14 protein-coding genes are annotated in these 12,915 nt (G+C 68.4%); 10 read left to right on the top strand and 4 right to left on the bottom strand.

Annotated elements, in window-relative coordinates:
• The first annotated feature begins 58 nt into the window (after positions 1–58).
• Genes ACMGER_RS00190 through ACMGER_RS00175 form a run of 4 tightly spaced genes read left to right on the top strand, consistent with a single transcriptional unit; the run spans position 59 to position 2,835 of the window.
• Positions 59–649 (top strand): SRPBCC family protein, encoded by a 591-nt coding sequence (locus ACMGER_RS00190; protein WP_436810113.1) that lies wholly within the window; start codon positions 59–61, stop codon positions 647–649.
• Positions 649–1,836 carry a zinc-dependent alcohol dehydrogenase gene (locus ACMGER_RS00185; RefSeq protein ID WP_436810112.1) on the top strand — a complete coding sequence of 396 codons (1,188 nt, stop codon included), beginning with the start codon at positions 649–651 and terminating at the stop codon, positions 1,834–1,836. Before ACMGER_RS00190 ends, ACMGER_RS00185 begins: the two co-directional genes overlap by 1 nt.
• Before the next feature lie 11 nt (positions 1,837–1,847).
• Positions 1,848–2,507 carry an SDR family NAD(P)-dependent oxidoreductase gene (locus tag ACMGER_RS00180; protein WP_436810111.1) on the top strand — a complete coding sequence of 220 codons (660 nt, stop codon included), beginning with the start codon at positions 1,848–1,850 and terminating at the stop codon, positions 2,505–2,507.
• Positions 2,440–2,835 carry a DUF4142 domain-containing protein gene (locus ACMGER_RS00175; RefSeq protein WP_496047864.1) on the top strand — a complete coding sequence of 132 codons (396 nt, stop codon included), beginning with the start codon at positions 2,440–2,442 and terminating at the stop codon, positions 2,833–2,835. The genes ACMGER_RS00180 and ACMGER_RS00175 overlap by 68 nt, the downstream gene beginning before the upstream one ends.
• A 7-nt stretch (positions 2,836–2,842) precedes the next feature.
• Here ACMGER_RS00175 and ACMGER_RS00170 read toward each other — a convergent pair whose 3' ends face one another.
• Complete coding sequence (locus ACMGER_RS00170; protein WP_436810109.1) at positions 2,843–3,274, bottom strand: response regulator; 432 nt, start codon at positions 3,272–3,274, stop codon at positions 2,843–2,845.
• A gap of 237 nt (positions 3,275–3,511) precedes the next feature.
• Between ACMGER_RS00170 and ACMGER_RS00165 the strand changes: the two genes are divergently transcribed.
• The gene (locus ACMGER_RS00165; protein WP_436810108.1) at positions 3,512–3,910 is read left to right on the top strand and encodes a hypothetical protein; all 399 of its coding nucleotides are present in this window, start codon (positions 3,512–3,514) and stop codon (positions 3,908–3,910) included.
• On the opposite strand, the gene ACMGER_RS00160 is transcribed toward ACMGER_RS00165, so the two are convergent.
• The 3 genes from ACMGER_RS00160 to ACMGER_RS00150 form a co-directional block, all read right to left on the bottom strand.
• Positions 3,911–6,091, bottom strand: coding sequence for a CHASE2 domain-containing protein (locus ACMGER_RS00160; protein WP_436810107.1), 2,181 nt, complete (start codon positions 6,089–6,091; stop codon positions 3,911–3,913). It abuts the gene before it with no gap.
• A gap of 384 nt (positions 6,092–6,475) precedes the next feature.
• Positions 6,476–7,801: a FecR family protein gene (locus tag ACMGER_RS00155; protein WP_436810106.1), complete on the bottom strand. Its 1,326-nt coding sequence runs from the start codon at positions 7,799–7,801 to the stop codon at positions 6,476–6,478.
• Positions 7,798–8,499 (bottom strand): response regulator transcription factor, encoded by a 702-nt coding sequence (locus tag ACMGER_RS00150; RefSeq protein ID WP_436810105.1) that lies wholly within the window; start codon positions 8,497–8,499, stop codon positions 7,798–7,800. The genes ACMGER_RS00155 and ACMGER_RS00150 overlap by 4 nt, the downstream gene beginning before the upstream one ends.
• A 595-nt stretch (positions 8,500–9,094) precedes the next feature.
• Here ACMGER_RS00150 and ACMGER_RS00145 point away from each other — a divergent pair.
• From ACMGER_RS00145 to flgI, 5 genes are read left to right on the top strand one after another with little or no spacing between them, the layout of a single operon-like run.
• Positions 9,095–9,790 carry a flagellar hook-basal body protein gene (locus ACMGER_RS00145; protein WP_436810104.1) on the top strand — a complete coding sequence of 232 codons (696 nt, stop codon included), beginning with the start codon at positions 9,095–9,097 and terminating at the stop codon, positions 9,788–9,790.
• A complete protein-coding gene (locus ACMGER_RS00140) occupies positions 9,787–10,560 on the top strand; it encodes a flagellar hook-basal body protein (protein ID WP_436810103.1) in 774 nt (257 codons plus the stop codon). Before ACMGER_RS00145 ends, ACMGER_RS00140 begins: the two co-directional genes overlap by 4 nt.
• A gap of 1 nt (position 10,561) precedes the next feature.
• Complete coding sequence (locus ACMGER_RS00135; protein WP_436810102.1) at positions 10,562–11,209, top strand: flagella basal body P-ring formation protein FlgA; 648 nt, start codon at positions 10,562–10,564, stop codon at positions 11,207–11,209.
• Positions 11,206–11,778, top strand: coding sequence for a flagellar basal body L-ring protein FlgH (locus ACMGER_RS00130; protein ID WP_436810101.1), 573 nt, complete (start codon positions 11,206–11,208; stop codon positions 11,776–11,778). The genes ACMGER_RS00135 and ACMGER_RS00130 overlap by 4 nt, the downstream gene beginning before the upstream one ends.
• Before the next feature lie 29 nt (positions 11,779–11,807).
• A complete protein-coding gene (gene flgI / locus ACMGER_RS00125) occupies positions 11,808–12,908 on the top strand; it encodes a flagellar basal body P-ring protein FlgI (RefSeq protein ID WP_436810100.1) in 1,101 nt (366 codons plus the stop codon).
• Positions 12,909–12,915 lie beyond the last annotated feature (7 nt).

Genomic DNA, 12,915 nt, shown 5'->3' with positions numbered 1-12,915 from the left:
CCGGAACCGCTCTGCCCGGCGGACGGTTGACGCGCCTGACCAGTCGGGAGTCAGGGTCATGGCCGAAGCCACCGATCATCCGGCGGACGACGCTCCGCTCGCCGCATCGAAGCGTCGGGCGGCTGCCGTCGACGCTGCGACCGAAGCGCTGATCGAGCCGAAGGGTGACACGCTTGTCGGCCGCGCGGTCACGATCAACCGGCCGCTGCCGGAGCTGTTCGCCTATTGGCGCGATTTCGCCAATCTCGCCACCTTCATGGAGAATGTCGAGCGGATCGACGTGCTTGATTCCCGGCGCTCGCACTGGGTGGTGAAGGCGCCCGGCGGCAAGACGGTGGAATGGGATTCGGTCGTTACCGATGAGCGCGACGGCGCCTTCGTCGCCTGGGCGTCGGAGCCTGGCGCCGATGTCCCCAACTCGGGCCGCGTCGATTTCCGCGATGCCGGGCCGCGCGGGACCGTCGTCACCGCGACGATCCTCTACGATCCACCCGCTGGCGCGGTCGGCAAGCTCATCGCCAAGGTCTTTCAGCGCGAGCCGGCGATCCAGGCACGGCGCGACCTCCGGCGCTTCAAGCAGCTCATGGAAACCGGCGAGATCGCCACCGGCGCGCGCAACCGCCGCCTTCGCCAGGAGGGGAAGAACTGATGCGTGCGATCACCTGGCATGGCAAGCACGACGTCCGCATCGAGACGGTCGACGATCCCGAGATTCTCAACCCGCGCGATGCGATCATCAAGGTGACCTCGACCGCGATCTGCGGTTCGGACCTTCATCTCTACGACGGCTTCATCCCGACGATGATGAAGGGCGACATCCTCGGCCACGAGTTCATGGGCGAGGTGGTCGAGACCGGTCCCAACTCGACGCTGAAGAAGGGCCAGCGCGTGGTGGTGCCGTTCACCATCGCGTGCGGGCAATGCTATCACTGCGGCAAGCACCAATATTCCGCCTGCCCCAACGGCCTGCCCGCCGACAATCAGGACATCGCGATGGAGCTCTACGGCACCGAGATGTCGGGGCTGTTCGGCTATAGCCACCTGACCGGCGGCTATTCGGGCGGGCAGGCCGAATATGTCCGCGTGCCGTTCAGCGACGTCGGGCCGATCATGATCCCGGACGGGGTCGACGACGACAAGGTGCTGTTCCTCTCGGATATCCTGCCGACCGGCTGGATGGCGGCGGAGAATGCCGCGATCGAGCCGGGCGACACGGTGGCGGTATGGGGCTGCGGGCCGGTGGGGCTGTTCGCGGTTCAGTCGGCGATGCTGATGGGCGCCGAGCGCGTGATCGCGATCGACCATTTCCCGCGCCGGCTCGAGCTGGCGGCGAAGTTCGGCGCCGAGACGATCAACTTCGAGGAGAGCAAGGTCTACGAGGCGCTGATGGAGATGACCGGCGGCATCGGACCCGACGCGGTGATCGATGCCGTCGGGCTGGAGGCGCACGGCTTCTTCGTCGACAACGTCGTCGACCAGATCAAGGCCTCGACCTTCCTCGGCACCGACCGCGCACACTCGATCCGCCAGGCGATCATCGCCTGCCGCAAGGGCGGGCGGGTGTCGATGCCGGCGGTCTATGGCGGCTTCGTCGACAAGTTCCCGCTCGGCGCCTTCATGGAGAAGGGGCTGACGCTGCGGACCGGCCAGACCCATGTCCGGCACTATATGCCCGCGCTCCTGGCGGCGATCCTCGAGGACAAGATCGACACCACCTTCCTCATCTCGCACCGCCTGCCGCTCGAACAGGGGCCCGAGGGCTACAGGATGTTCCACGACGACCAGAACGAGGTGACCAAGGTCGTGCTGAAGCCCGGCATGGCGATGGCCGCCTGAGGAGACCGGCAATGGCCGACAAGTTCGCAATCGCGACCGGCGCGTCCTCTGGCATCGGGCTGGAGGTCGCCCGCATCGCGGCGCGCGAGGGCTATGACCTGCTGGTGGTCGCCGATACGCCGCTGGTCGATGCCGGCGCCGAGGTCGAGACGGTCGAGACCGACCTCGCCAGCTTCGAGGGCGTCGACCGCCTGCTCGCCGCCACGCGAGGACGCCGGATCGACCTGCTCGCCGCCAATGCCGGCCGCGGCTTCGTGGAGGAGGATGTCGCCGCCTGGCGCCACGTGCTCGACACCAACATCACCGGCACCGTCTATCTGCTGCAGAAGGTGCTGAAGACGATGGTCGTGCAAGGGCAGGGCAAGGTGCTCGTCACCGGCTCGATCGCGGGCTCGCCAACAAACTCCGGGTCGCCGGTGCCGGTCTCGTGCCGCAGGCGGCGCTCGCCGAAGCGCACCGCCGGATCGCCGAGCCCGACGGCGACGATCGATGACCCTTCGCGATGGGAGAGAAACGATGAGAATGATCAAGATCCTGGTGCTCGCCGCGGTCGCGGCGGCGCCGGCCCCGGCGCTGGCGCAGAGGGTCAGCGCCTCCACCTATATGGCGCGTGCCGGCGCCGGCGACCTCTACGAGCGGCAGTCGAGCCGGCTCATGCTGCGCTCGGGTGACGCCCGCATCCGCAACTTCGCCAACATGATGATCCGCGACCACACCAAGAGCACCGCCGACGTGAAGGCGGCAGCGCGTGCCGCGGGCCTGCGAGCGCCGGCGCCCAGGCTCAACCGCGAGCAGTCCCGCAACATCGCGACGTTGCGGGCGGCGCGAGGGGCACAGCGCGACCGCCTCTACCTCCAGCAGCAGCGGATCGCGCATCGCCAGGCACTCGAGCTCCACCGCGGCTATGCCCGCTCGGGCGCCGTGCGCTCGCTGCGCGTGACCGCGGGCCAGATCGCGCCGGTGGTGCAGCATCATATCGCGATGCTGTCGCGGATGTGAGCGGCGCTTATCGGACGGCGGCTTCCCGCCGCTGTCCGACGGCGATCAGGGCCGCGATCTCGCCGATCACCAGCGCCGGGTGATAGGGTTTGGGCAGGACCGATACGCGGCGGCGCAGGCCGGGATCGAGATCCTCCGAACGCACGTCGCCGGAGGTCAGCAGGATCGGGAGGCCGGGCCGATGCGCGAGCACCCATCGCGCGAGCGCGATGCCGTCATGGCTCCCCGGCATTCGCACGTCGGAGAACACGCAGTCGATCGGCCGCGCGCCGGAGAGGGCCAGCAGCGCCTCCTCGCCGCTTCCCGCCTCCGTCACCCTGAAACCGTTCGCGCGGAGGGCCGCGGCGGTCGAACGCCGGATACGCACATCGTCCTCGACCACGAGGATGGTCCCGCCCGACGGCGGCAAGGTGCGAGGATGGGGAAAGGAAAGATCCATGGTGCGCTCGTTTCGCAACCGTATCGCGAGCGGTGGTCTGAACGTGAGTAAACAGTTGTAACGGTGCACGATTGTCTTTTCTGCAAGCCGTCAACTACGCATCGGTTGAGAATTGCCTGCGATCTCGTCTAATGAAGGCGAGGAAAAGGGGCAGGTATGCGTATAGGAATACTTCCAGCGATGGTCGTCCTTGTCTCGCTCGGAGCCTGCGCGCCGGCCATCGACCGCGGCGTCGCTGTGGCACTGGCATCCCTGCCCGACCGGACCTATGTCATGGCGGACGCTCCGCAGCCGGCGGACGCATCACTGCTCGAAGCGCGTCAGGCGGTGGCGAAGGCGCTTGCCGATCAGGGATTCCGCGAAGCGCCGGACGCCCGCTACAGGCTCGATGTCGGCTACGCGGCCGCGCCCGTCGCGCTCCGCTATTCGACTGCCGACGAGCGGGCCGGTCATCGGGACCGGAGCCTCGCCGGCATCGCCTTCTGTCGGAGGCAGAGATATGTCCTGTCGGTCGCGCTCATCGAGCGGGGCAGCGGGCGGGTGGCGTATCGCAACAGCGTATCGGGGCGCCGCTGCGCCGACGCAGCGGCCAAATTGATCGAGCCCCTGGCCCATGCGGCGCTCAGCGATCGCTGATCATCCGCTCGCGGCCGGTAGCCGCAGCATGAAGCGCGTCCCGGCCGGCGCGACCGGAGCATAGGTGAGCGTCCCGCCATGGCGCTGCGCGACGGCATGTGCATAGCTGAGGCCGAGCCCTACGCCTGACTGCGCACCGCTCCGCCCCACCGGCCCGAACCGCCCGAACAGTCGGGACAGGCGGTCGGGCGGAATGCCGGGGCCGGCGTCCTCTATCGCAATTCCGTACCAGCGCGACCCGACCTCCTCCACCTCGGCGATATCGCATCGGACTTCGGCACCATCGGGGCTGAACTTGACGGCGTTGTCGAGCAGATTGAGCAGCGCACGGGTGAGGGCATAGCGCTCACCCATCACGCAGCATGGTTCGTCAGGGCCATCCACCACCACCCGCACGCCCTTCCGAGACGCGACCGGCCAGACCGCATCGGTGGCCTCGGCGAGCGTATCGCGGATATCGGTCTCCTCCGGCTCGAAGCCGGTGCTGCGCAGCCGCGCGAGCTGGACGAAGTCGTCGGCGAGCCGCAGCGTGCGGCGCGCGTGGCCGGCGAGGCGCGCGGACAACGCCTCCGGCACCGCCTTGCCGCCGTCGCCGTCCAGCAGCGCGATGATCGCGGCCTGGGGCGCCCGCATGTCGTGGCTGAGGAACTCCAGCGCTTCCTCGCGATCCTGCTGCGCGGCGCGGATCGCGGTGATCTCCGCCAGCAGCACGATCCAGCCGCGCTGCTCGCCGGCCGCATCGGCGAGCGGCGTGCGGCGTGGCGAGAAGCTGCGCCCGTCGGCCAGCGTCAGCTCGTCATGCTCGGCTTCGTTCGCGAGCTCCACGATCGCATCGGGCGTCAGCGCCGTCGCCATCAGCGCCTGCGCCCGGCCGTTCGCGAGCAGGACCTGCCCGGCGAGGCTCGTCACGACCAGCGGGTCGGACACTCCCTCGATCGTGTCGGAGATCAGCCGCTTGAGGTCCCTGAGCCGCGCGATCGAGCTGCTGAGTGCGATCGCGCTGCTGCCGGCCGGATCGAGCCCGGCCCGCGCGGGTCCAACCGGCGCGTCGTCGTCGCCGGCGAAGCGCCGGAGCTCGTCGGACATGGCGCGATGGATCGCCATCAGCCGCCGCCATCCCCACAGCGGGTAGACGATGAGCAGCGCCAGCAGCGCCGCGGTCGGCGGCAGCCACAGGCCGGCGATCACCAGCAGGGCCACGGGAAGCGTCGCCGTCGCCACGAAGATCGCCGCCGTCGCGATCAGCGCGCGCGACGGCCTCAGCCGCAGGAACAGCAGGAGCAGCAGCAGGCTGGGGAAGGCGGCGAACGCCCATTGCCACCCAGCGGACGGACTGCGGATGAAGCGGTTGGTGAGCAGCGCGTTGAGCAGGTTGGCCTGCACCTCGACCCCGGCGAGCGCTCCCGCCCCGGCGACGACGTGGCGATCGCCGAGCCCGCCGGCGGTCACGCCGACCAGCACGAATCGGCCGCGCAGGAACTCGGACGGGACGCTGCCCGCCAGCACGTCCTTGAAGGGCACGGTCCGGAACGCGCCCGGCGGCGCATAGGGGACGAGCACGCCCGGCTCGCCCCGCGCGGCGGCGCGGCCGAACGCGGGGGAGGGCGCGCCGTTCGCGAGGCGATAGGCCTGTTCGGCGAGATGCAGCCAGCGGCCGCCGTCCTCGCTCACCTCCAGCAAGGCGGCGCGCGCGCTGCCGTCGCCGTCATAGGGAAGCGCGACGTGACCGAGCGCGGCGGCGGCGCCGCGCAACGGCTCGACCGGCGGCGTGGCATCGAATGCTCGCCCATCCGAGCCGGGCGCGGTGAGCAGGATCGGAAGGATGACCGGCGTCCTGCGCATCGCCACGGCGAGCGCCGCGTCCTCGCGCGGATCGGCGGCCGGATCGGGAAAGAGCAGGTCATAGGCGATCGCTGCCGGCCGGGCGGCAGCGATCCGCTCGATCAGCCGGGCGTGGACGGTTCGCGGCCAGGGCCAGCGGCCGATCTCGGCGATGCTGTCATCGTCGATCGCGACAATCAGGATGCGATCGGACGGGGGCGCTGCGCGCAATCCTGCCAGCGCGTCGTAGAGCGTATTGTCGATCCGCGAGGTCATGCCGCCGAGCACGAAGCCGCAGGTGACCGCCAGCGCCAGCAGCGCGATCGCGATCCATTCGAGCAGCAGACGCCGTCGGATCAACGTTCAGGGCCGATCGCCATTCGAACGTGCCGCGCGACCGACGTTAAAGTAAAGGGAGTCGCGCTTCATTCGTTCACTTTGCTCCACTTATCCTCGCGGCCGCATCATGGCAGCCGCCGACGAATCCAAGCAGCGCAAATCCTATTAGGAAAGCGATTTCTTCGGGCGGTCATGGATAGCCCGTGGGGCGGACGGCATTCAGTCCTCCCCCGCCAGGGGGAGGTGGCAGTCCCCGCGAAAGCGGGGAATGACGGACGGGGAGGGGAGGACAGCGACAAACTATCGGCGTGCTCCCTCCCCTCCGTCACGCTTCGCGTGCCCCGCCCCCTGACGGGGAGGATTGAAAGGGGCCGCACGTTCCGCGGAGCTGAATGTCGATCCGCCCTAACGCCTCCCGCCACGTCCCGAAGGCGCGGCAATGGTGAGCTTCTCCGGACCGGTCCAGGATTCGACGCTCTCGCCGTTCTCGACCTGCAGCACCCCGACGCGCCAGTAATAGACGTCGGCAGGCAGGTTGCCGAGCGTGATCGTGTCGCTGGCGAGGCCGACCTGGTCGACCATCGGCCGCGCATCGGGCGATCCGCGCATGAGCTGGAAGTGATAGCGCCGCGTCCCGCCGCCAGCGCCGAACCAGCGGAACCGATACCCGCCGTCGCCAGCCTCGACGGCGCCGTGGATGGAAGCGAGGCGGCGGGTGAAACCATAGGACTGCGCCATCCCCTCCAGCCCGGTCGGCGCGATCGCCCAGACGCGCGCGAAGCGCTTGCCGTTGGGAATGCCGGTGAAGGTGAAGCGGCCGTCGTCCGAAAGCTGCTCCGCGAGATTTTCGACGAAGCCGGCGTCAGCGGCGATCACCGCGCGATACCGCACCGCTCCGGCGACGGGCCTGACGTTCAGCTCCAACGCGTCGCCGGTCTGAATCCGGCCGGGATCGTCGAGGTCGGGCGCGGGCAGGAGCTTCTCGGTCCGCACGACACCGCCGCGATCGACCGTTGCGCCGTCGCTCGGCTGCAAGGTCACGCCTTCGCTCGTGCGCCCCGTTCCGGTGATCGACACCACGCCCTCCAGCACCTCGGTCGCCGCGACATCGCGTTCGGGCGCGTAGGCGACACGGAACTCGGTGCCGCGCACTGCGGTCATGCTGACGGGGGTCTGGATGCGATAGCGCGCGTCGGGGCCGTCGAGCGGCGCGACCTTGGTCTCGAGCCGCCCCCCCTGCACCTCGATCCGATAGTCGATCGTCCCGGTCAGCAGCACGCGCCGCAGTTGGCGGATACGCACCCGGCTCTGCGAGGGCAGCACGATCTTCGAGCGGTCGGCGAGGAGGAGCGTCACGAAGCTGTTCGCCGCCGTCGCGATCTCCGCCCCTTCGCCGACGAGCGCGCCGATGGCGGGCGCCGCCGACCGGCCGCCTATTGTGAGGCGTACCGTTCCCCGGTAGCTCGCCAGCCGCGCCGGCTCGGGCGTGTAGCGCAGCCAGGCTCGCGGCACGGCGATCCTGCGGCCGATCGGCAGCTGGCGCGGGTCGCGGATGCGGGCGAGGCCGAGCAGCGACCGCCAGGTCCGCGGCGGCACGACGAAGCTCCTGGTCAGCCGGTAGAGCGTATCCCCCTTGCGCACGACATAGACGATCGTCTCGTCTGCCCGGGAAGGAGGCGGGGCGGGCGATGCGGGCGCGGCGGAGCTCAGCAACGCCGCCGCGACGATCATGCCGTGTCCTCCGCCCCGAACCGCTCCATGCGATAGCCATAGCCGGTAATCGCGACGATCCGATAGCCGTTCTCGGGCGTGAGCTGCAACTTGGTGCGCACGCGCGAGACGTGCATGTCGAGCGTGCGGGTCGGCAGGTCGCCCGAGCTCTGCCAGATCGTCTCGAGCAGATAGCTGCGCGACAGCGCGCGGTGGACGTTCTCGAACAGGGTGAGCGCGAGCTGGAATTCCTTGGCGCTGAGCGCGACCTCCTCGTCGCCGATCCGCACCCGCTCGGTCAGGCGGTCGAACATGTATCGGCCGAACTGCACGGTCCGCTGCTGCGCCGCGCCCGGAACCGCCCGGCGCAGCACCGCCTCGACCCGCGCGACGATCACCGCCGCGCTTTCGGGCTTCACCACATAATCGTCGGCGCCGGCGTGGAGGGCCGCGGTGATGTCGTCCTTGTCCGCGCGGCTGGTGAGCATGATGATGGCGGTGGCGCGTGAAACCGCTTCCCGGATCGAGCGCAGCAAAGCGATGCCGGCGGCATCGGGCAGGTTCCAGTCGAGCAGGATGAGGTCGAACGTGTTCTGCCTCAACGCCGCGAGCAGCGCCGCGCCGGTCCGATAGACCGAGCAATTGTGCCCGGCCGCCGCAAGCGGAGCACGGACGAACTCGATCAGGCTTTCGTCATCGTCGACGATTGCGATACGCAAATGCCAGCCCCCCGCCCCTGAGCGTCAAACGCAACTGGCCGCGGCAGGGGCCGTCGTCCGATCGCTCGCCGGGGCTCTCCCGATGCGCCCGGTCTCGCCTCGTCTGCTAGCAAACAGGAGGTTAAGCAAACAATCGTCAGACATGTAAACTGTTGTAACGTGGCTCCGAACCGCCGTGCTCCTCCTGGACGAAGGTTGGTCGGACCGCGCCAACATTTGCTTCCGCTGATTTCCCACTCGTCAATTAAGATACTGCACGTCGACGCTCGAGCTGGGCGCGGTCGCGAAGCTCGAGCCCGAGCTCGACTTCCTACGGATGCCGATCATGATCGCCGTGTCGCGGGGCTGCTCGGTCTCATCCGTCAGAGCGCGTCGGATATGGCGACGGTGCGCACTGTGTTCGTGATCGATCCAGTGAAGCGCGTCCTGCCCACAATCGACAGCATTCAGCAACCGGGAAGTACAAGGACGCGACCCCGCCGGCTGGCCGCATGGAAGGACGGGCTATTTTTTTTACATTCGTTTCAATCTTGTCACTTGACCGACTCGCCATCCGCGTGACCAATGAGAACGGGGCCGCGAAGGGGGGACGCGCGTGTCGGGGCTGGTGGATTCTGCGACTTCGGTAATGAGCGCGTCTTCGCGACGCCTCGAAATCGCTGCGCTCAATGTCGCCAATGCGTCCACGTCCGGTTTCAAGCGGCTGCTCCGCGGCACCGATTATCGCGGAATCCAGTTTTCCGACGCACTGGCGCAGATCCGCACCGATCCCTCGCCGGGCAAGATACTGGAAACCGGACGATCGCTTGACCTGGCCATCAACGGCCCGGGCTATTTCCAGCTGCGTTCAGGCGACCGTATCGTCTATTCGCGCCAAGGGAGCTTCGCCCTCGCCGCGGACGGCACCGTGGTCACGCCGCAGGGCTACGTCCTGCAGCAATCGGGCGGCGGCGACCTGGTGCTGTCGGATAGCCAGGTCCAGATTCTCGCCGACGGTACGGTAATCGAGGACGATCGCCCCGTGGCCCGCATCGCGACCTTTCGGCCGGCTGGAAAGGATGTCGCACGGCCGATCGACGGATCTGTTTTCGAGATGGCCGAAGCGGCCGCCGAGGAGGTGTCCAACCCAAGCCTGCGCCAGGGTGCGCTTGAGGCGTCCAACGTCTCCTTCGGCGACGAGATGATCGCCGGCATGATCGCGGTCCGCGAGGCGGAGACGGGCGCGAAGCTGATCCAGACCTATGACGATCTGGTCGGGCGCGCGATCCAGACCTTCGGACAGCTGCGATGAGCAGCGGTGCCTTCTATATCGGCGCGGTGGGACTCCAGGCGCAGCAGCGCGCGCTCGACGTGATCTCGAACAACATCGCCAACGTCAACACGCCGAGCTTCAAGCGGTCCGACGTGCGTTTCGCCTCTGTGCTAGCGACACGGTTCGATCCGGATGTGCCGGCGGCCGATCTCGACACCAGCTATGTCGCCTCCGGCGTGGTGGCGAACGCGGTGCCGGCCTATGATGAGGTCGGCGTCATCGAAACGACCGGACGCGCGATGGATCTTGCGATCCAGGGGGCCGGCTTCATCGAGCTGATGGGACCCGACGGCCAGTCGCTGCTGTGGCGCGGCGGAGCGCTCAAGACGGACGAGAATGGCTTGCTCGCTGCCGCCGACAGCGGGTTCACGCTTCGGGACGCCATCAGCGTGCCGGCGGACGCGACCGAGATCACGATCGCCGCCGACGGGATGGTTCGCGCAAAGACCGGCGACGATGCCGAACCGGTCGAGCTGGGCCAGCTCACATTGGTCCGGCCCGAGAATATGGCGTCGCTGTCGGCGATGGATGGCGGGCTGTATCGCGCCGATGCCGCCGCGCTCCAGACAATGCATCCCGGCGAGGACGGCGCGGGCACGCTGGTCCAGGGAGGCATCGAGCGCTCCAACGTCGAGATGACGACCGAAATGATCAACCTCATGCTGGTCCAGCGCGCCTATGCGGCCAATGCGCAGATCGTCCAGGCGGCGGACCAGCTGATGGCGATCGCAAACGGCTTGCGGCGCTAATATGCTGATCGCCGCAGCGATCGCCGTCGCGTCTCTCGTCCTCACCGATCGGGATAGCATCATGCTTAGGGATCGTCTGGTGCGTATCGGCGATGTGGCTAGGGCCGACGCCGCGATCGCGGGGACGGTCATCGCGAGATTGCCGGCGGGACGCGGCGGCGTGTCGCTGTCGCGGCGCGCGATTGCGGCATTGATCCGACGTGCCGTTCCCGGCGTCGTCATTTCCGGCGGCGAGCGCGCGGGCGACGTCGCGTTGACGATGCCGCCGGCGTTGCCGAAGGATGGGGCCAGCACCTCGAATTGCCATGTTGCGCGCCACGCCATCCGCGCCGGAGAGACGGTGACCGCCGATCTGATCGAGCGGGGCCGGTGCGGCAGTGTTCGCGGCCTGCTCATGTTCGATGCCGAGCGGCAGAAGGTGCTGGCGCGCAGGGCGATCGGCAGAGGGACGCCGTTGGGCCGCTTGCGCCTTCCCGAAGCGCCTGCTGTCCGGAAGGGTGATGCCCTGGCGCTGGTTGCGCGCATCGGGCCTGTGACGATCGAGCGCAACGTGACCGCCATGCAGGCCGGCACCGGAGGCCGCGCGCTCTTCGTGCGCAGCGGCGATGGACAGGTGTTTGCCGCCCGGCTTTCCGGAGCCGGGCGGTGAGGCGCTGTCTCGCGTACGCGGCGGCCCTGATGCTGCTCCCCGATGCGGCGTTGGCGGACGATCTCTACAAGAGCTCGAACTGGTCGGCGATGAGCGCCGACCGCAAGGCGAGTCAGGTCGGTGATCTCCTGACCGTGGTCGTCTATGAGAATGCCGAATCGTCGAACACCACGAAAACCGATTCCAAACGCAGCACGCAGCTAGGCGGCGGCCTCTCCGCCGGATCGATCAACGAGCGCGGCGATCTTCAGTTCGGTGGAGGCTATGTCGGCGGCGGCGGCGTGCAGCGAAACGATCGTGTCGTCGCGCAGATCAGCGTGACGGTGCGGGGCGTGCTCCCCAACGGCGACCTGACGGTCTCGGGTGAGCAGACCATGCGCCTCAACGGTGAGGCCACGCTGATCGGCATCGAGGGGCGGGTCAGACGTGAGGATATCCTGGCCGACAACCGCGTGCTGTCGAGCAGGATCGCCGATGCGAAGATCATCTACGACGGCAAGGGCTTCGTGTCGAAGAGTGCGAAGCCCGGGCTGGTCAACCGCATCTTCCGTTTCCTGGGCCTCGGCTGATGGTTGCGCGGGGGGTGATCCGGGGAGTCTTGACCGCGCTGCTGCTGGCGGTGCCCGTTTCGGCATGGGCGGACACGGTGCCGCTGTCGGGTCTCGGCCGTTTCCAGGGCTGGCGCGAGAATGCGCTGATCGGCTACGGCATCGTGACCGGCCTCGCCGGGTCGGGCGACACGCGACGTTCGGCGGTGACGCGACAGGCCCTGAGCAACGTACTGAGCCGACTCGGTACTAGCGCGAACGAGAGTCAGATCAGCAGCCGCAACGTCGCCGTGGTGATCGTCACCGCGACGCTCCCGGCATCAGCCAATGTCGGCGACAGGTTGACCGTCACCGTGTCCTCGATCGGCGATGCGCGGAGCCTGGCAGGAGGCACGCTGCTGATGACGCCGCTGCTCGGTCCCGACCAGCGCGTCTACGCGCTTGCGCAGGGAGCGCTGGTCGCCGGCGGCTATAATTTCGAGAACGATCTCAACCGCCAGCAGCGCAACTATCCGACGACCGCGCTGCTCGAGAACGGCGCCACGGTCGAGACTCCGGTCGATGCCGAACTGCTTGCCGCCGACGGCTCGGTCGGCTTCCTGCTGCGCGAACCGAGCTTCGAGGAGGCCGAGCGTATCGCCGAAGCGGTGAACGTCCAGTTCGGCCCCGGGTCGGCCAGCGTCCGCAACGCCGACGAGGTGCGCATCCGCTTCCGCGGCGACCGCGCCCAGTTCGCCGCTTTCATGTCGCGGCTGGAGAGCTTGCCGATCGAACCCGCGCAGCGGCCGCGCGTCGTGGTCAACGAGCGGACCGGGACCATCGTCGCCGGCGGCGACGTCCGCATCTCCAGCGTGGTGATCGCGCAAGGCGATCTCAAGGTGACGATCACCGGCGAGCGCAGCGCGTCGCAACCGAATTTCCTCGGCGGCTTCGCCAGCGATCTCGGCGGCGTCGGCAGTCTGGTCGTCACCAACACCAAGCTCACGGTCGAGGATCGCAAACGCGATACCGTCGCCAGCTTCCCCAACACGACCGTCGCCGACCTGGTTCAGGGCCTGGCGCGCACCAAGGTCGATACGCGCGGCATCATCAGCGTGCTTCAGGCGGTCAAGGCCGCGGGTGCGCTGCATGCCGATATCCTCGTGCAATAGGAGCCGT

The organism is Sphingomonas astragali, assembly GCF_051400615.1.
Taxonomy (GTDB): domain Bacteria; phylum Pseudomonadota; class Alphaproteobacteria; order Sphingomonadales; family Sphingomonadaceae; genus Sphingomonas.
Note: the sequence above shows the minus strand (reverse complement) of the source record. Positions and strands in the feature narration are given on the sequence as shown.

Bases quoted from the DNA above. Each gene is read 5' to 3' on its own strand.
- ACMGER_RS00180 (WP_436810111.1), top strand. From the start codon at position 1,848: ATGGCCGACAAGTTCGCAATCGCGACCGGCGCGTCCTCTGGCATCGGG.
- ACMGER_RS00190 (WP_436810113.1), top strand. From the start codon at position 59: ATGGCCGAAGCCACCGATCATCCGGCGGACGACGCTCCGCTCGCCGCA.
- ACMGER_RS00155 (WP_436810106.1), bottom strand. From the start codon at position 7,801: ATGATCGTCGCGGCGGCGTTGCTGAGCTCCGCCGCGCCCGCATCGCCC.
- ACMGER_RS00185 (WP_436810112.1), top strand. From the start codon at position 649: ATGCGTGCGATCACCTGGCATGGCAAGCACGACGTCCGCATCGAGACG.
- ACMGER_RS00135 (WP_436810102.1), top strand. From the start codon at position 10,562: ATGCTGATCGCCGCAGCGATCGCCGTCGCGTCTCTCGTCCTCACCGAT.
- ACMGER_RS00140 (WP_436810103.1), top strand. From the start codon at position 9,787: ATGAGCAGCGGTGCCTTCTATATCGGCGCGGTGGGACTCCAGGCGCAG.
- ACMGER_RS00175 (WP_496047864.1), top strand. From the start codon at position 2,440: ATGGCGCGTGCCGGCGCCGGCGACCTCTACGAGCGGCAGTCGAGCCGG.
- ACMGER_RS00170 (WP_436810109.1), bottom strand. From the start codon at position 3,274: ATGGATCTTTCCTTTCCCCATCCTCGCACCTTGCCGCCGTCGGGCGGG.